Origin of the sequence: uncultured Sphingomonas sp. (assembly GCF_913778135.1) — a bacterium.
Lineage (GTDB): Bacteria > Pseudomonadota > Alphaproteobacteria > Sphingomonadales > Sphingomonadaceae > Sphingomonas.
Window position 1 is genome coordinate 1 of sequence record NZ_CAJYVU010000170.1, and the last position, 16542, is coordinate 16542.

The following is a 16542-nucleotide window of genomic DNA, read 5'->3' on the forward strand; positions in this document are numbered from 1 at the left end:
CGCTTGGAGATCAGCGGCCGCGCGATCGAGGTGCCGAGCAGGTACAGCCCCTCGTATTGCGCGTTCGCGCGCATCATCGGGAACACGAAATCGCGCACGAACTCCTCGCGCAGGTCGTCGATGTAGATGTGCTCGGGCTTGACCCCCATCAGCTCGGCCTTGGCGCGCGCGGGCTCCAGCTCCTCGCCCTGCCCCAGATCGGCGGTGAAGGTCACCACCTCGCAGCCGTACGTCTCCTGCAGCCATTTCAGGATCACGCTGGTGTCCAGACCACCGGAATAAGCGAGGACGACCTTCTTGATGGGCTCGGACATGCGGGCAGCGCTCCTGGGATGGTAATTGCGCGCGGACCTATGCGCGCGCGCGCCACCACGCAACCGCAACCCGCAAGCTCGGTTCCTTCGCGATACCTTGTAACATTCACTTGCCCTCAAAAACGAAGCGGCGCACAGCAGCAGCCGTTACAGATGCAACGAACAGGGATGCCCGCATGAGGAAGTTCGCCGCGCTCGCCGCCACCGCCGGGCTCGTCACCGCCGCCACCGCCAGCGCGGACGAGGGCATGTGGACCTTTGACGGCTTTCCCACCGCACGCATGAAGGCTGCCTACGGCTGGGCGCCCGATCAGGCGTGGCTCGACAAGGTTCAGGCCTCCGCCGTGCGCCTGACCGGCGGCTGCTCGGCCTCGTTCGTCTCAGCCGAGGGGCTGATCCTCACCAACCACCACTGCGTCGCGCAATGCGCGCAGGACCTGTCGTCCTCCAGCAAGGATTACCTCAAAGACGGCTTCATCGCCGGCGACCGCGCGCGTGAGCAGAAATGCCCGGGCCAGCAGGCCGAGGTGGTGACCGCGATCACCGACGTGACCAAGCCCGTCACTACCGCGATCGGATCGCTGTCGGGCGAGGCGCTGACCAAGGCGCGCGACGCCCAGATCGCGCAGATCGAGGCGCAGAACTGCACCGACAAGGCGACCACCCGCTGCCAGGTCGTGACGCTCTACGGCGGCGGGCAGTACAAGCTCTACAAGTACCGCAAATACTCGGACGTGCGCCTCGTCTGGGCACCCGAATTCGCCGCGGCGTTCTTCGGCGGCGACCCCGACAATTTCAACTTCCCGCGCTACAATCTCGATGCCTCGTTCCTGCGCGCCTACGAGAACGGCCGCCCGGTCAGCACGCCCGCGCACCTGCGCTGGAACCCGCGCGGGCCGATCGCTCAGGAAGCGACCTTCGTCGTCGGCAATCCCGGTCGTACCCAGCGCCTCCTGACGCAGGACCAGCTCGCCTTCCAGCGCGAGGTCGCGATCCCGCTCACCACAACGCTCCTGTCCGAATGGCGCGGTCGCCTGATCGCCGCGGGCGCGCAGAGCGAGGAGCGCCGCCGCGAAGCGCAGGACTCGCTGTTCGGGACCGAGAACAGCTACAAGGTCTATTGGGGCCAGGCGCGCGCGCTCGACGACGATGCCTTCGCCGCCGGCCTGGCGAAGAACGAGGCCGACCTGCAACGCCGCGCCGGCACGCGCTACGGCACGCCCTGGGCCGACATCGCCACCGCCGACCGCAACTTGCGCAACATCTACCTCGATTATTATTTCCTCGAGGCGCGCGCGGGCTGGACCTCCGACCTCTACGGCTATGCCAAGGCGCTGGTCCGCGCCGCCGCCGAGCGGCAGAAGCCCAACGCCGATCGCCTGCCCGGCTACACCGACAGCGCGCTGCCGCTGGTCGAGAAGCAGCTGACCGATGCCAAGCCGATCGAGCCGTGGCTGGAGGAAGCGAACCTCTCCTTCTGGCTCAGCAAGGCGCGCGAATATCTCACCGCCGACAACCCGCAGGTGAAGGCTTTGCTCGGCCGCGAATCTCCCGAACAGCTGGCGAAGCGGCTCGTGACTGGCACTAAGCTCGTCGATCCGGCGGTGCGCAAACGGCTGTTCGACGGCGGCGCGGCGGCGATCGCGGCCTCCGACGATCCGCTGATCCGCTTCGTGCTCGCCAACGACGCCGCCGCGCGCTCCTTGCGCCAGCAATATGCCGCGCAGGTCGACGCGCCCGTCACCGCCGCGCAGGCGAAGATCGCGCAGGCGCGCTTCGCCGCCTACGGCGCGGGCAACTACCCCGACGCGACCTTCACGCTGCGGATCAGCTACGGCCGCGTGATGGGCTGGACCGAGCGCGGTCGCGCGATCCCGTACGAGACCAAGGTCGCCGGCCTCTACGATCGCGCGACCGGCGCCGACCCGTTCCAGCTCGCCCCCGCCTATGCGCGCGCCAAATCGTCGCTCGACCTGAACACCCCGTTCGACTTCGTCACCACCAACGACATCATCGGCGGCAATTCGGGCTCGCCCGTCATCGCGCGTGACGGATCGGTGATCGGGGCTGCGTTCGACGGCAACATCCACTCGCTCGGCGGCAATTTCGGCTATGATCCGAAACTCAACCGCACCGTGGTCGTCTCCGCGGCGGCGGTGCAACAGGCGCTGGAGAAGGTTTATCCCGCGCCCGCGCTGGTGCGCGAACTCGCCGCGCGCTGATCCGCGCTTTCCCCGCGCGCGTCGGACCCGTGCTGGCGCGCGCCGCGTTCATCTGTCGTACAAACGACGGGCGCCACCACGGCGCCCGTTTCCCCTGGAAAGTTGCCCTAATGACTCGCGCCCTTCTCCCCGCCTTCGCTCTGGCCGCCCTCTCGCTCCCCGCGCTCGTGCTCCCCGCCTCCGCGCAGGAAACGCGCAAGAGCGCCGAGACCAAGCTCGACGGCGAGTTCGCAGCTTCCGACACCAACCACGACGGTTTCCTCAGCCAGGCCGAGGTGCTCGCCCGGATGAGCGCCATGAAGGTCGCCGGCGGCAAGAAGCTCGATCCCGCGCAGGCGAAGAAGATCGCCACCCTGTTCATGGCGCGCGCCGACACCAACAAGGACGGCCGCGTCAGCGAAGCGGAATCGCAGGCGCTGATGAACCAGGTCTTTTCGCGCTACGACCTCAACCACGACGGCCGCGTCGACGGCCAAGAAGCCGCCGCCGCCCGCGCTGCGGCGCGTAGCGCGGGCAAGAGCGGCCCGACCGGGCGGTGACGAGCAGAGCATCGTGAAGGCGTGAGCGTCCGCCGCCCGATCGCGCCTCTGCCTTCGGAACAGCCCGGCCGGTTAGACCAATGTAGTACTTCTGCACTCATCCGTTGCGGATGGAAGACTAAGGCGATTGCAACCAGTTACGTGATAGCAGGCGTTCCATGGACCTGCGGGACTATCTGGTAGAAATGGCGCGCGATGCTCGAGAAAAGGCGGCGACGACCGACGATCCGGCGCTGCGCGCCACGCTCAATAATCTGGCAGATTATTGCGATGACGAAGTCGCCCGCTTGAGCTTGGACGAGCGCGAGCAGCGCGTGGCTAGCTGAAACAGCGTAAGGCCGGTTTGGAAATCTTATCCAGCCCCGTCACCGACCGGGCGCCAACGCTCGCTCGACACGCCCGCGTTCACCCCCGCAGCCGCTGTTCCACCTCGAACATGTAATCGCGCGTCAGCGGCAATGCGTCGCGGTCGCGCGTGAACTGGATCTGGAAGTTGACCAGCGGCCCGTTGGTGAACGACACGATCGCGCCTGCCAGATAATAGGTCCACATCCGGAAGAACCGCTCGTCGTACAGTTCGACGATCGCGTCGCGGTGCTCGACCGTCCTTTTGTACCATTCGCGCAGCGTGAACGCGTAATGCAGCCGCAGCACCTCGACGTCGCTGACGAACCAGCGGATGTAGTTGTTCGCCTCGAGCACCTCCGACATTCCCGGAATGTACCCGCCCGGGAAAATGTACTTGTCGGTGAACTGGTCGGTGTACCCCGGCCCATCGGCGCGCCCGATCGTGTGGAGCAGCATCACGCCCGTGGGGGTGAGCAGGTCGCGGCATTTCTCCAGATAGGTGCGAAAGTTGCGCACCCCGACATGCTCGAACATGCCGACCGACACGATCCGGTCGAACGTCTGGTCGAGCGCACGATAGTCGATCAGCTGGAACCGGACCTTGTCCGCAACGCCTGCTTCCTCCGCACGGCGTTGCGCCACCTTCAACTGTTCCTCGGACAGCGTGATGCCCAGCACCTCCGCCCCGGTCTTCGCATGGATGTACAGCGCCATCCCGCCCCAGCCGCAGCCGATGTCGAGCACGCGCATACCCGGCTCGATCGCCAGCTTCGCGACGATATGCGCCTTTTTGTCCGCCTGCGCCTGTTCCAGACTGTTGTCGCGATCGGTGTAGTAAGCGCAGCTGTACTGCTTGTCGGCGTCGAGGAAGAGGTCGTACAGCCGGTCGGACAGATCATAGTGATGCGCGACGTTCTTCTTCGATTCCAGCGCCTTGTTGAGCCGCAGGAACCGGTGCCGGAACTTGCCCTTGAAATCGCGCCAGCGGTTCGCCGCCAGATGGTTGGTCCCGTTCTCCCAGCGCGAATTGGCGGTGGCGAGCGTCAGCAGATCCAGGATATCGCCCGCCTGCAACGTCACGCGCCCGTCCATGAACGCTTCGGCAAGCCCCAGCGCCGGATCGGCCATGATCGCGCGGTACACGCTCTTGTCGTGGATCGTGAAGGTAACGGGCTTCAGCTCAGGGTCGGGAGCGCCGAACCGGGTGGAACTGCCATCGGGTTTGATAAGGGTAAGGTCGCCGCGACGGATCGCGCGGCGAAGGAAAACGTCGATCAATGCCATGCGGCGACCGCTAACGGATCAACCGCCGCGACACCAGTAACACAGGCGAAACGATCAAATTCCCGCGTACCAGTCGTAATCGACGTTATCCTCCCAATACCCGCCCTGCCCCCTGCCGATCCCGGCCAGGCTATCCACCGCGGTGACGCGCATCAGATATTTGGCGTGCTTGTATCCCAGATGCCGCTCGACGCGCAGCCGGCACGGCGCCCCGTGCCCGACGTCGAGGAAACGGTCGTTCAGCGCCCAGGCGAGGATCGTCTGCGGATGGAACGCGTCGACCATGTCGACCGACTCGTAATAAGGCGCGCCGCCGTACATGTCGGCGCAGGTGAACACGACGTAGCGCGCCGCGTCGCGCACGCCCGCCTGTTTCAGCACATCACTCAAGCGCGGCCCCTGCCACTTGCCGATCGCGCTCCATCCCTCGACGCAATCGTGCCGCGTGATCTGCGCGCGCTGCGGGAAGCGCCCCAGATCGGTGAGCGACAGGCTCAATGGCCGCGCGACCAGCCCGTCGACCTGCAACCGCCAATCGGCGAATCGCCCGGCCCTGAGCGCATTATACTCGGCAGTCCCCGGATCGCGCGTCCCGTTGGTGCGAAAATAGGGCGAGCGCTGATCGGCCGAGAACTCGGGCGCGAGCGCATCGCGGTTCATCAGCGCGCGTTGCAGCGCGCGGTGCATGTCCTCGCCCTTGAAGATGATGTCACGCACCTGCGGCTGCGCGATCACGCGGTCGCACCCGGACAGCAGCAACCCCGCACCGCCGCCCGCGATCCCCGCAATAAGCGTTCTGCGCCGGATCATCGCACTGCCTCCGTATCTCGCCCGCCGTGCGACAGGTCCTTCGCCGCCGCCTCGCCCGCCGGCGTCTCCGCGCGCGCGTCCGCCATCGTCCCCTCGACGCGCCAGCGCCCCGAGATCATCGACCACAGCTCGCGTCGCCATCCCGCCAGGATCACCAGCACCAGATGCACGACGACAAACGCGGTGATCGCCGCCATCGTGATAAAGTGGATCGATCGCGCCGACTGCCGCCCGCCGAACAGTTCCAGCAACCACGGCCACGCCGCATCCATCCCCGGCGACATGGCGAGGCCCGTCAGGATGACGAGCGGAAGTGCCAAGAACACTACGCCCGCGTAGCTCAGTTTCTGCAACGGATTGTACGCGCCCGGATGCGCCTCGTCGTGGAACTTGAACTGCAAATGCGCGCGCACGTCGGCGGCGAGATGCCCCACGCTCAGGTCCTTCGCCCGAAGCCTCAGGTCACGCTGGAAATGCCGGTTGATCAGGCTCGCGACCATATACCCCAGCAACCCGAACGCGAGTACGAGTGCGAAGAACAGGTGCCAACGCCGCGAAATAGCGAGATTATAATTCTGCGGGATGGTGATCCACGCCGGGAAACGCGGCAGCGTCGCCCAGGCGGGATCGAAGTTCGCGCCGTACCGCCCCCAATACAGCCGCGGATGCGCGTTGCTGATCCCCAGCCCCGATCCGATCAGGATGAAGATCGCCAGCGCGTTGATCCAGTGCCACACCCGCGTCGCCAGCGCGTGCCGCCGGATGGTGACGGGACCGGATGCGGGTTTCGTGATCGGCGATGCGTCCATTTCTCACCCATATCAGTTTCGCCGCCATGACCGAATGGCATTTCTACGAACCCCACGCCGGCCACGGCCTCGCGCACGATCCCCTGAACGCGATCGTCGCACCGCGTCCGATCGGCTGGATCGGCAGCGTCTCGGCAACCGGTGTCCGCAACCTCGCGCCCTACAGCTTCTTCAACCTGCTCAACTACAAGCCGCCACTACTCGCCTTTTCCTCCAACGGCTGGAAAGATTCGGTCGCCAACATCCGGGAAACGCGCGAGTTCACCTGGAACCTCGCAACGCGCGGCTTGGCCGAACAGATGAACAACAGCGCCGCGACCGTGGCGAACGAGGTCGACGAATTCACGCTCGCCGGGCTCGACACCGCCCCCTCACGCAAGATCGCCGCACCCCGCGTCGCCGCCAGTCCCGCCTCGTTCGAATGCGTCCTGACCCAGCTCATCCAGCTCGAGACGCGTGAGCACGAGCACGTCGACACCTGGCTCGTCATCGGCGAGGTCGTCGGCATCCACATCGACCGCGCGATGCTGTCGAATGGCGTCTACCAGACCGCCCGCGCCCGCCCGATCCTGCGCGGCGGCGGCCCCGGCGACTATTTCGAGATCACCGACAGCGCCAAATTCGAGATGAAACGCCCGGGTTGACGCACCCGGGCGGCCCGAAAAGCGTCGAAACTACGCCGACACCGCCCGCCAGTCGCACAAACCACCCGAACGCCCGAGCGCACATACCCGTGCACCACGTGACACGCCGCGCACCACCACCCGACTTGCCGGGCGCATCGACAGCAGCTTGCGCCGCCCCCCATCCACAATCGTCATCCGGCACAGCCCATCGCTCGACACCGCACACGTGACCGCGAGCATGTTCTGCTCCGCATCATACGTCAGCGACGTGCTGAGCGTGCGCGATTGCAGGCCCGCTACACGCACCTCGCGCGCGCGGTTGCCGTCCCGGCGGTAACCAACAGACCCAGCCCGGCCATCCATCCCGCCGTGCGCATTGTTCACCCCCCGCCACCAAGCTTCTATCTCGACACGCCTCCGGTCAAGCGCTCACCCATATGCGCGCCAGAAGAACACCGCCGCCGTCACCCCCGTCACCACCAGCGTGCCGATCCTGACCAATGACTCGGGCAAATGCCGGCCGACCGCGGCGCCTGCCCATCCACCCACGACCGCGCCGACGAGCATCGGCACACAGTATCGCCACTCGACCATGCTCGCGCCCACGAACACGATCGCCGCTGCCGCGTTGGCCGTCGCCAGCATCAGCGTGCGCGGTGCGAACATCGCGCGTGGGCTAAAGCTGGCGAGCAGGCCGTAGGTCGCGGTCGTCATCAATCCCACACCGCCGCCGAAATAGCCGCCGTAAACGCCAAGCAGTGCTTGCGCGACCACCAGCGTCTTCGCGCCGATCGTCACCCGCGCCGCCAGCCACGCCGAGGCCGCGCGCCCGAACGCCAGCACCACAAAGGCGTAGAGCACCAGCCACGGCACGATCAGGTCGAAGGCGTGACCCGGCGTCACCACCAGCAACGCGCTGCCGACCAGCCCACCGGCGAAGGTGATGCCGGCGAGCAATCGGTGATCGACCCCGCCGATCGGCGTCAGTTCGCCACGAAACGCCCACGCGCTCGTCGCCGCGCCCGGCAGCAGCGCGACGTTCGACGTCGCATTGGCGACGTTCGCCGGCACGCCGACCGCCAGCAACGCCGGCAGCGTCGCGAACGTCCCGCCCCCCGCCAGCGCGTTCATCGCACCCCCCGCCACGCCCGCGAGCGCGACCAGCGCCACCGTCGTCACCGCCATCCCGCCACGCTCCGCCTTTCTTGGCCACGCTTGCCCGCCGCCCACCGCGCTGTCGAGTAGCCGGGGGTCGAGTAGCCACCCGATGATCGTCGCCGATTGCACCGCGCGCCCGGGCGATCACTTCGTCCCGGCCGTGCACACCGCGATACACGAGCGCTGATCGGCCGCACGCGCCGGGGAAGTCTCCACCCGGCCTACGCGCCCTCGCTCAGATGTGAGCAAGTCGGCGAAGATCAGCCGCTTCGGCTGTTGCGCATGCTCGACCACCGCCGCCGCACCCGCGTACGATCGGCGGCCGCTCACTCGCGCGCCGCATCCTCCAGCCCGTCGAGCACCGCCTCGGGCGACACGTCCTGCTTGATCTCGTCCAGCTCGCCGTGCGCGTCGGGGTCCAACCCCATGTGCCGCGCCATCCGGTCGACCAGCCCGATCAGCCGCGTCAGCTCGTGCTCCGCCAGCAGGTTGATCTGCAGGTCGAGGTCGGCCTGCTTCGCCGCGGTACCCATCATCCGGTTCTGGCTGATTAGCACAAAGGTCGACAGGAAGATCGCCTCGACGCTCGCCTCCATCGCCAGCATCACGAAGCTCGGATCGAACGCGCGCACGCCCGGCACCGCGCCCACGTTGACCGCGATCCACGTGCCGTACGCGACCGCGTGGATCGCGACGAACGTCATGCTGCCCGCGAACGCAGTCACCCGGTCCGACACCCGCTCGGACCACGGCGCCGTCGCCTCCTCACGCGCCCGCCGCTCCCGCATTCGCGCGATGTTGCGGCTCAGCACCGACCCCATCCGGGGCGGCTCGGGCACAGGATGCGTCAGCGAAGCGTCGTTCATCGCCCCGGTCTATTACCCGGATCGGCAAGAGACCATCGATCCAGGCTAACCCGCGACGTTATTCCTGCCAGTCGATCGTTCCGATCAACGGCAGTGGCGCCACCGGCGCACGATCACCCCGCCGCGACCAGCTCCGCCGCCGCCGCCTCACGGTCGAGTTGCGCGCGGCTCTTCTTCTCCGCCGCGGTCTTCAGCTGTCCGCACGCCGCGTCGATGTCGCGCCCGCGCGGGGTGCGTACCGGCGCGGAGATGCCGCCCGCGAATACGATATCGCTGAACGCACGCACCCGCTCGGGCGTCGAACATTCGTACGCCGCACCCGGCCACGGATTGAACGGGATCAGATTGACCTTGGCGGGCAGCTTGTAGTGCTTGAGCAACCGGACCAGCTCGTGCGCATGCGCGTCGCTGTCGTTCTTGTCCTTCAGCATCACGTACTCGAACGTGATCCGCCGCGCGTTGTTGGCGCCGGGATAGTCCGCGCACGCCTGCAACAATTCCTCGATGCCGTATTTGCGGTTGAGCGGCACGATCTCGTCGCGGATCTCCTTGGTCACCGCGTGGAGCGACACCGCCAGGTTGACCCCGATCTCCGCGCCCGCGCGCGCCATCATCGGCACCACGCCCGACGTGCTGAGCGTGATCCGCCGCTTGCTGAGCGCCAGCCCATCCCCGTCCATCACGACGGAAAGCGCATCGCGAACGTTGTCGAAATTATACAGCGGCTCGCCCATCCCCATCATTACGATGTTGGTCAGCATCCGCCCCTCGGGCTGCGACGGCCACTCGCCCAACGCATCGCGCGCCAGCATCACTTGGCCCACGATCTCGCCCGCGGTCAGGTTGCGCACCAGCCGCATCGTGCCGGTGTGGCAGAAGGTGCAGTTGAGCGTGCAGCCGACCTGGCTCGACACGCACAAGGTACCGCGATCGGCGTCGGGGATGAACACCGCCTCGTAATCCTGCCCGTCGGGTGAGCGAAGCAGCCATTTGCGCGTCCCGTCCGACGATACCTGCGCCTCGACCACCTCGGGCCGCCCGACAACGAAGCGCGCTTCCAGCCACGGGTGCTGCACCTTGGCAATATCGGTCATTGCCGAGAACTCGGTCGCACCGCGATTGTAGATCCAGTGCCAGATCTGCTTGGAGCGCAGCTTAGCCTGCCGCGGCTCCATGCCGGCGGAGAGCAGCGCCTCGCGCAGCTCCGCCTTGTTCAACCCGACCAGATCGACGCGCCCGTCCTCGCGTTGCGCGACCGCGCGCGGCACAGGCACAGGGTCGATGTGCCCGGCAATGGGCATGATGGCGGCAGCGATCTCAGGCATGGCCAAGCATATAGCCGATCCGGCGGCGTTTTTCCACTCGCCTCCGGTCCGCTAACCCGTGCGCTCCGAACGCCATTTCCTGACCGCCTGAACCGCACAGAACGCGATCAGCACTACGCCCGCGACGATCCAAGCGCGTCCCAGCCATGCACGCCGCCGTCGCGCCAACCCCGCGTCGCCAGCATCAGCGCGAACACCGGTGCCAGCGCCAGATTGCCCCATGTGACCCGCGCCAGCTTCTCCCGGCGCGCCGCCTGCCTGTCGAGCGCGGGCAAGCTCGGCAGCCGCCGCGCGAGCGCTCGCTCGGGCGCGCGCCACGATCGCAGGTGCACCAGCACCAGCAGCGCGATGATCGAGACCGTGCCCGCGATGGTCACGCCCGCGCCCGGCTCATCGAACACCGCCACCAATATGCCGATCAGCACGCCCGTGCCGACGATCGCGCCCCAGAATAACCGCTGCCATTCACGCCCATACGCCGCGACGAACGCGTCGCGCTCCGCTGCGGTGACCATGTAGCCCGCGCCGACGTGATCGCGTCGGTACAGGAAACCGCTGCCGTGCGGCGTGAACTGCGCCGCGAACATCTCGCTCAGCTGCTTGGACCGATCTCCGAACATGTCGCCGACCTTATCGGGTCCCCGATCCCGGGCAAGCGCTTGCGCACCCCCGCCCCGTCCGCCACCATGCGCGTCGGGGAAAGGCCGGCGATCCGGTCACGAAGAAGGGGGAAACACACATGCGCCTGCCAATCGCCGCCGCGCTGCTCGCCGTCACGACGCCGGTCGCCGCGCTGGCGCCTCTGCCCGCTGCCGCGCAAGTGAAGAGCCCACTCGAACTCACCACCGACCCCGCCGACCGCGCGGTGATGGCAGAGGCCGCCGCCGCGGTCGCCGAACGCCCGCCCAGCCTGTCGAAACTCGACGGCATACTCGCCAAGCTACCCCGCCCCACCCCGTTGCGCGGCATGGTGCAGACCGCCCGCGCCGCGATCCTCAACTCGCAACCCGATAACCGGCCTGCGGTCGCCGCGATCGAGGAAGCGCTCCGCCTCCTGCCCGAGCATCCGGCACCCAAGATGGTCGCGACCGAGGTGTTCACCTTCTCCGGCGCGCCGCAACGCGCCGCCGACCTGTGGCTTTCCGTCAGTCAGCAGGCGCCCGAAGTCGCGCGACAGAGCGAGCGTTACACGATGAACGCGCTGCTCGGCCGTTTGCACGACATCGGCGATCACGCCCGCAGCGATCGCGTCTCGGCCCGCCTGGGCGAGATCGGCTTTGCCACCGCGCTCGCGCCCGAACGCTCCTCCTACGCGCTCGCGACCATCCGCGCGGCGATGCGTGCCGGCCACACCGCCGATGCGATTGCGGCGGTGCCCACGGTCGGCGACGCGAGCGATCTCGCGGCGATATACGTTGATCGCCGCTTTGAGCCGCTTTGGCCCCGCATTGCCGAATGGACCGGCGGCAATTTCGACGCGCCGATGCGCCGTTATCTCGAGGAGCTTCGCGCCGACTGGAACGCGTCGCAGACGTTCGAGACCGCGACACCCTATGCACGACAGCTCGCCAGCCTCCAGGCCTACGACGCGGTGGTCGCGCTGTTCCTGCCGCTGTTCGATCACCTGTCCAGGGACGATTACGACGCAGGGGTCGAAACGCTCGCGCCGATCGTCGCACGCTCGTTGACCGCGATGGGTCGCGCCGCCGACGGACAGGCGCTGCTCGGCCGCGTCGCGCAGCAGTTGCCGTCGGAATTGGGTGCCAACGCCCTGAACATCGACGCCGCTTATGCGACGCTCGCGGCGCAACGTACCGACTGGCCGCAGGCGATCACCCGCGCCGACACGTTTCTGACCCGTTTGAAGTCGTTCGGCAGCATCAACAGCAGCGCGATCACCGGCGTTCAGGCATATCGCGCCTGCGCGCTGTTCCAGTCCGGTCGCCTTGCCGAGGCGCAGGCCGCCAAGGCCGACGTGATGCTGGCTGCCGCCACCAACCCGTCGACGGTCGCCTTCATGCTCGCCTGCCTGAACGACGCGCAAACGCTGCGCACCCTCGTCATCGATCGCCTTGCCGACGAGAATACACGCGAATGGGCGCTCGGCTATGTACAGCCATCGGTGCGCGAGGACCGGTTTCCGATCCAGCGGCTGACCACGCCCGTCAACGATGCGGTCCGCACCAGTCCAGACGTCATCGCCGCCGCAAACAAGGTCGGCCGCATCCTGCCGGCCCCGATCGGCGGCAAGCTCCCCAGCGGCTTCGAACCCTTTCGCACCCCGCCCTCAACCACGCCGCTCGGCAAGGACGCGGTGTAGCCCGGAACCAAATGCGCGCTTCACGCATGTTACGGGGCAAATAACCGTGCCGGCGTAACGGGCGTTGAAAAAGAACGGGGAGACATCGGTTGAGCGGTGACGGACGCCGCACGTTGCGGGTTCTGTGCGTCGACGACGACGCGGACATCAGGCTCCTGGTAGAGCTGTCGCTGCATCTCGACCCTGACATCCGCGCATGGTCACTGGGCAGTGTCGATGAAGCCATTGCCGCGCTTGCTGGCGACCAGCGCTTCGATGTCGTCCTGCTCGACGCGATGATGCCCGGCCGCGACGGACTGGAACTGCTCGATCACATCACGCGCGCGGATGGTTCGCCGCCAACACCGGTCATCTTCCTGACCGCCGACGCAATTCGGCGGAGTCGCTACGACCTGCCGGGCGTCGTCGGCGTGATCTCGAAACCGTTCGACCCGATCGCACTGGCGGAACAGGTCAGGACGCTGCTGACGCGCTGATCGCTGCGCATTGCCTCACAATATTAACTCATGTTATTTCAGGCAAACCGATCGAGGCATAACATCGCTATATGGAAGATCCCGTTTCGACCTTTATCGAACGCTTCCTGACGACGTTCGGTGCGCGATCGATCGTTGTCGCGCGAACGCAATGGCGCCACGCGACCGGCAACGCGCGCGACTCCTGGCGGTCGATCCTCCGTCTGCTCGAGCAAGAGATCGCAACGCGTGCCGCACCGTCGATCACGCATGATCGGCCCGCCGCCGACTGATCGACGCCGACCTGTCGAATACAACGACCGCACCGGCCAAGGTTAACACGGCACCCAGGCGCATGCGCCGAGGCGTTTCATACGCAACGCCTCACCCCTCGTCGCGCTCGATCCGCTCCACCGTGCCGCCACTCGCTACATAGGCTGCGTCAACTTCGCCCAGGAACAGCCCGTGCCCCAGCGCGCCCGGCACCGCGTCGATCGCCGCCGCCAGCCTGACCGGTTCCGGGATCGCGCCGAAGCGCGCGTCCAGGATGACGTTGCCATTGTCGGTCACCCCCTCGCGCTGCTCGACCCCCGCGCCCAGCGCCTCCAGCCGCGCCGTGACGAAGGCGCGCGCGAACGGCAGCACCTCGACCGGCAGCTTCGCCGCGCCGATGCCCTCGACGCGCTTCGATCCGTCCGCGATCACCACCATCCGCGTCGAAGCCGCCGCGACCACCTTCTCGCGCAGCATCGCCCCGCCCGCGCCCTTGATCGCGTAGAGCCGCGCGTCGACCTCGTCCGCGCCGTCGATCGTCAGGTCAACACGCGCTACCTCGGCGAAGTCACGCACTGCGATCCCGACCGCCGCCGCCGCCCGCGCGCTCGCCACACTGGTCGCGACCGCCTCGATCCTCAGCCCCTCACTCACTCGTTCGCCCAGCGCGCTGATCAGGAACGCGACAGTCGAACCCGTCCCCAGCCCGACGAGCATGCCGTCCTGCACCTCGCGCAGCGCCGCCTCGGCCGCCCGTCGCTTGTCATCATCGCTCATGCCCGCTCGACGCAAAGGCACGCGCAACGTTCCGCCGCGATGCGCCGCGCATCGCGCGCGCCACTCACTTCACGCGCGACGGCCGAACAATCGTCCCAGCATCTGCTCCACTGCCCGCCCGATCGCGTCGCCGTCGATCCCGCCGACACCTGCCTGCCGGCTTTCCTCGGTTCTCGCATCATTCGCCGGCGCCGGTTTCTCCGGCGGCTTCTCGGCAGGCTTCTCCGCCGCCGGCTTCGCCGCCTTCGCCTCCGCCGCTTTCATCGCCGCCGCGGCCGCCATCGACAGGCCTGTCGCGATCATCGCCTTGCCCTGCGGCGAATTGGCCGCCGTCACCGCCTGGTCGATGATCTTCTCGCCCGCGCGGCGCAGTTCCCTTGGCAGCTTCACGCCACCGATCGTCTTCGGAATGCGTTTCTTCTTCTTGGCCACGGCGTGTTGCTCCTCTTCGCGTCCGATATAATCAGCCGAACGTCCGCTTGAAGGTCAGCGCTGGCACCACGAAGCCGTCGCGCCGCCGGAATTCGCGCGACACCGGCGTCGTCGACGTGCGATCGGGCGCGTAGAACAACCGCTCGCGATACGACGGCGTCGCCAGCGCATTTTCCAGCGTAAAGGTAACGACGCTCGTCTTCGTCGGCCGCCACTCGGCGAACACCTGCGTGTAGATGCCGCGAAAGCCGCGATCGGTCTCGTTGCGGCGATACTGCGTCGAGCTCGTCGCATTCTCCGCCAGCAGCCCCCACGCCCAACTGCCGCGATCCTGCCGGAACTCCGCCGACCCGTAGAAGGTGCTGTTGCCCGTGAACGGCCGCGTCCTGAGCGTGTACGGATCGGTCACGAACGTCGGCACCAGCGATCCGTACAGCGTCAGCCGCCCACCCTTCACGCCCAAAGTCTTCAGCGGCGCCTCGATCCGCGCGCGCGCGATCACCACCGTGCCGTCGCCCAGGTTTCCCGGCGCGTCGAACCCCTCGGGCGTTGGCACGCGGTCCTGCACCAGGCTGATGTGCGTGTAGCCCGCCTCCAGCCGGACAAGCCCGTCGCCCAGGATCGGATGCTCCAGCGTACCGAGCAGCTCCCAGCTGCGCTGCGGCACAAGCTGCGCGTTGCCGCCGTTGACGCGGTCGTTGCCTAGCTCCGCGACCGAGATGAAGTCGGTGAACTGCAACTGGTTGACCGTCCGCTGCGCCGACACCTGCGCGCGCCAGCCGGGCGCGAACCGCCAGTCGAGCACCAGCTTGGGTTTCAGGAACGACAGCGTCCGCTTCGCATCGACATCGCCCGACACGGTCAGCCGCGACGCCTCGATCGTCAGCCCGCCGTCCACGCGCAGCGTCGGGGACAGCGCGCGTCCGACGTTGACGAACGCCTCACCGCGCACCTCGCGCACCGTTGCATCGTCGACCGGCAGGTCGATCCGCGTCCGCGCGCCTGCCATGTTGCCGATTGGCGCCGCCAGATCGAACAGGTCGACGCGGCTGCGCAACTGGTTGACCACGCCCTCCGCGCCCAGCTCAACGTTCCAGCCGTTCCACCCCGGCCGGCTCCACACCAGCCGCGCCAGCGTTTCCGCCTCATGGTCGTTGACCGACTGGCTGAACCCGGTCGGCCCCGGGCCGTTGCTCCCGAACAGGTCGATCAGCGACAGGTCGCGGTTGTCGCGCGATCGCCTCGTCGCCAGCCCGATCAGCTTGATCCCGCCCCCTGCCAGCGGCCGCGTCACGTCGCCGCCCAGCTCATATTCGTCGAGGATGTAGCGCTCGATCAACGCATCCTCGCGCCGGGGCGAGCCGACGCGGACGACCCGGTTCGACTGGTCGAGCGAGAAGCGGTTGGTCGCCGCGCGCGCGTTCAGATGCGCGGTGCGGTTCGCGCCGTCGTTATACTCCCACGACCCCGACAGTGCGCCCTGCGGCTGGCTGTAATGGTTCACGCGGTAGCGATATTCGACCAGCTCGTTCGATGGCAGCGCGGTGACGCGGTCATAGCCTTCCTGCGTCGAATCCTGGTTGGTGATGTTCAGCGCCAGGTTGAACGTCGACTTGCCCGACCGGAGCAGCGCCGACGCGCTCCCTTCCGGGAACAGTCTGCCCGTGTAATCACGCCTGACCGTCCCCGTCAGCGTCCCCGCCAGCCCGCCGCTAGCGGAGGTGACGAGGTTCAGCACCTGCGGCTTGCCCGTGAACTCCGCACCGTAGAGGTCGCCCGGCCCGACCTCGACCCGCACCACGCGTCCCGCCGGAATGCGCGACAGGATCGTGTCGAGCGTGTCGCTCTTCGCCGACGGCCGCTGCCCGTTGATGACGACGTTCCCCGCCGCTCCGCCGAAGCCGCGCAACGACGGATCGATGCTCTCGATCGTGAAGCCGGGCACGCGCTGGACGATCTGCAGCGCGGTCGCGGGCGCGAAGGT

At 67.4% G+C, this 16542-nt stretch carries 19 protein-coding genes; 7 read left to right on the forward strand and 12 right to left on the reverse strand.

From position 1 onward, the window contains the following. On the reverse strand, window positions 1-314 hold a 314-nt coding region (locus QZ847_RS15200), incomplete at its 3' end, for an argininosuccinate synthase domain-containing protein (RefSeq protein WP_294358039.1). A gap of 176 nt (window positions 315-490) precedes the next feature. Here QZ847_RS15200 and QZ847_RS15205 point away from each other — a divergent pair. From QZ847_RS15205 to QZ847_RS15215, 3 genes are all read left to right on the forward strand, one after another. Beyond that, window positions 491-2536 (forward strand): S46 family peptidase, encoded by a 2046-nt coding sequence (locus QZ847_RS15205; protein ID WP_294358042.1) that lies wholly within the window; start codon window positions 491-493, stop codon window positions 2534-2536. A gap of 29 nt (window positions 2537-2565) precedes the next feature. Next, entirely contained in the window at window positions 2566-3075 is a 510-nt protein-coding gene (locus QZ847_RS15210) for an EF-hand domain-containing protein (RefSeq protein WP_294358045.1), read from the forward strand. A gap of 158 nt (window positions 3076-3233) precedes the next feature. Further along, the gene (locus QZ847_RS15215; protein WP_294358049.1) at window positions 3234-3401 is read left to right on the forward strand and encodes a hypothetical protein; all 168 of its coding nucleotides are present in this window, start codon (window positions 3234-3236) and stop codon (window positions 3399-3401) included. Between the two features lie 79 nt (window positions 3402-3480). On the opposite strand, the gene QZ847_RS15220 is transcribed toward QZ847_RS15215, so the two are convergent. Genes QZ847_RS15220 through QZ847_RS15230 form a run of 3 tightly spaced genes read right to left on the reverse strand, consistent with a single transcriptional unit; the run spans window position 3481 to window position 6326 of the window. Continuing rightward, window positions 3481-4707: a cyclopropane-fatty-acyl-phospholipid synthase family protein gene (locus QZ847_RS15220; RefSeq protein WP_294358052.1), complete on the reverse strand. Its 1227-nt coding sequence runs from the start codon at window positions 4705-4707 to the stop codon at window positions 3481-3483. 54 nt (window positions 4708-4761) lie between these two features. Next, window positions 4762-5517 (reverse strand): molybdopterin-dependent oxidoreductase, encoded by a 756-nt coding sequence (locus QZ847_RS15225; protein ID WP_294358054.1) that lies wholly within the window; start codon window positions 5515-5517, stop codon window positions 4762-4764. Then, on the reverse strand, window positions 5514-6326 hold the full coding sequence (locus QZ847_RS15230) for a cytochrome b/b6 domain-containing protein (protein WP_294358056.1): 813 nt from the start codon (window positions 6324-6326) through the stop codon (window positions 5514-5516). Before QZ847_RS15230 ends, QZ847_RS15225 begins: the two co-directional genes overlap by 4 nt. 26 nt (window positions 6327-6352) lie before the next feature. Between QZ847_RS15230 and QZ847_RS15235 the strand changes: the two genes are divergently transcribed. Then, on the forward strand, window positions 6353-6970 hold the full coding sequence (locus tag QZ847_RS15235; RefSeq protein WP_294358059.1) for a flavin reductase family protein: 618 nt from the start codon (window positions 6353-6355) through the stop codon (window positions 6968-6970). 30 nt (window positions 6971-7000) lie between these two features. On the opposite strand, the gene QZ847_RS15240 is transcribed toward QZ847_RS15235, so the two are convergent. From QZ847_RS15240 to QZ847_RS15260, 5 genes are all read right to left on the reverse strand, one after another. Further along, window positions 7001-7336 carry a hypothetical protein gene (locus QZ847_RS15240; protein ID WP_294358061.1) on the reverse strand — a complete coding sequence of 112 codons (336 nt, stop codon included), beginning with the start codon at window positions 7334-7336 and terminating at the stop codon, window positions 7001-7003. Between the two features lie 45 nt (window positions 7337-7381). After that, on the reverse strand, window positions 7382-8239 hold the full coding sequence (locus QZ847_RS15245) for a sulfite exporter TauE/SafE family protein (RefSeq protein WP_294358064.1): 858 nt from the start codon (window positions 8237-8239) through the stop codon (window positions 7382-7384). Between the two features lie 197 nt (window positions 8240-8436). Next, window positions 8437-8976, reverse strand: a complete 540-nt coding sequence (locus QZ847_RS15250; protein WP_294358067.1) for a DUF1003 domain-containing protein — start codon at window positions 8974-8976, stop codon at window positions 8437-8439. A gap of 113 nt (window positions 8977-9089) precedes the next feature. Next, window positions 9090-10301: a 23S rRNA (adenine(2503)-C(2))-methyltransferase RlmN gene (rlmN, locus tag QZ847_RS15255; RefSeq protein ID WP_294191204.1), complete on the reverse strand. Its 1212-nt coding sequence runs from the start codon at window positions 10299-10301 to the stop codon at window positions 9090-9092. A 113-nt stretch (window positions 10302-10414) separates the two neighbouring features. Then, window positions 10415-10921, reverse strand: a complete 507-nt coding sequence (locus QZ847_RS15260; protein ID WP_294358070.1) for a hypothetical protein — start codon at window positions 10919-10921, stop codon at window positions 10415-10417. A gap of 119 nt (window positions 10922-11040) precedes the next feature. Between QZ847_RS15260 and QZ847_RS15265 the strand changes: the two genes are divergently transcribed. The 3 genes from QZ847_RS15265 to QZ847_RS15275 all read left to right on the forward strand — a co-directional run bounded on the left by QZ847_RS15265 (window position 11041) and on the right by QZ847_RS15275 (window position 13369). Then, window positions 11041-12621: a hypothetical protein gene (locus QZ847_RS15265; protein ID WP_294358075.1), complete on the forward strand. Its 1581-nt coding sequence runs from the start codon at window positions 11041-11043 to the stop codon at window positions 12619-12621. 89 nt (window positions 12622-12710) lie between these two features. Beyond that, the gene (locus QZ847_RS15270; RefSeq protein ID WP_294358079.1) at window positions 12711-13097 is read left to right on the forward strand and encodes a response regulator; all 387 of its coding nucleotides are present in this window, start codon (window positions 12711-12713) and stop codon (window positions 13095-13097) included. Window positions 13098-13168: 71 nt separating this feature from the next. Continuing rightward, entirely contained in the window at window positions 13169-13369 is a 201-nt protein-coding gene (locus tag QZ847_RS15275) for a hypothetical protein (RefSeq protein ID WP_294358081.1), read from the forward strand. A gap of 91 nt (window positions 13370-13460) precedes the next feature. Here the strand turns inward: QZ847_RS15275 and rpiA are convergent, their stop codons facing one another. From rpiA to QZ847_RS15290, 3 genes are all read right to left on the reverse strand, one after another. After that, window positions 13461-14126 (reverse strand): ribose-5-phosphate isomerase RpiA, encoded by a 666-nt coding sequence (gene rpiA, locus QZ847_RS15280; protein ID WP_294358088.1) that lies wholly within the window; start codon window positions 14124-14126, stop codon window positions 13461-13463. Between the two features lie 69 nt (window positions 14127-14195). Continuing rightward, window positions 14196-14558, reverse strand: coding sequence for a hypothetical protein (locus QZ847_RS15285; protein WP_294358091.1), 363 nt, complete (start codon window positions 14556-14558; stop codon window positions 14196-14198). A gap of 31 nt (window positions 14559-14589) precedes the next feature. Beyond that, window positions 14590-16542: TonB-dependent receptor (locus tag QZ847_RS15290; protein WP_294358093.1), on the reverse strand; the 1953-nt coding region annotated here is incomplete at its 5' end.

Bases quoted from the DNA above. Each gene is read 5' to 3' on its own strand.
- QZ847_RS15205 (WP_294358042.1), top strand. From the start codon at position 491: ATGAGGAAGTTCGCCGCGCTCGCCGCCACCGCCGGGCTCGTCACCGCC.
- QZ847_RS15215 (WP_294358049.1), top strand. From the start codon at position 3,234: ATGGACCTGCGGGACTATCTGGTAGAAATGGCGCGCGATGCTCGAGAA.
- QZ847_RS15220 (WP_294358052.1), bottom strand. From the start codon at position 4,707: ATGGCATTGATCGACGTTTTCCTTCGCCGCGCGATCCGTCGCGGCGAC.
- QZ847_RS15225 (WP_294358054.1), bottom strand. From the start codon at position 5,517: ATGATCCGGCGCAGAACGCTTATTGCGGGGATCGCGGGCGGCGGTGCG.
- QZ847_RS15230 (WP_294358056.1), bottom strand. From the start codon at position 6,326: ATGGACGCATCGCCGATCACGAAACCCGCATCCGGTCCCGTCACCATC.
- QZ847_RS15235 (WP_294358059.1), top strand. From the start codon at position 6,353: ATGACCGAATGGCATTTCTACGAACCCCACGCCGGCCACGGCCTCGCG.
- QZ847_RS15250 (WP_294358067.1), bottom strand. From the start codon at position 8,976: ATGAACGACGCTTCGCTGACGCATCCTGTGCCCGAGCCGCCCCGGATG.
- rlmN (WP_294191204.1), bottom strand. From the start codon at position 10,301: ATGCCTGAGATCGCTGCCGCCATCATGCCCATTGCCGGGCACATCGAC.
- QZ847_RS15260 (WP_294358070.1), bottom strand. From the start codon at position 10,921: ATGTTCGGAGATCGGTCCAAGCAGCTGAGCGAGATGTTCGCGGCGCAG.
- QZ847_RS15265 (WP_294358075.1), top strand. From the start codon at position 11,041: ATGCGCCTGCCAATCGCCGCCGCGCTGCTCGCCGTCACGACGCCGGTC.
- QZ847_RS15275 (WP_294358081.1), top strand. From the start codon at position 13,169: ATGGAAGATCCCGTTTCGACCTTTATCGAACGCTTCCTGACGACGTTC.
- rpiA (WP_294358088.1), bottom strand. From the start codon at position 14,126: ATGAGCGATGATGACAAGCGACGGGCGGCCGAGGCGGCGCTGCGCGAG.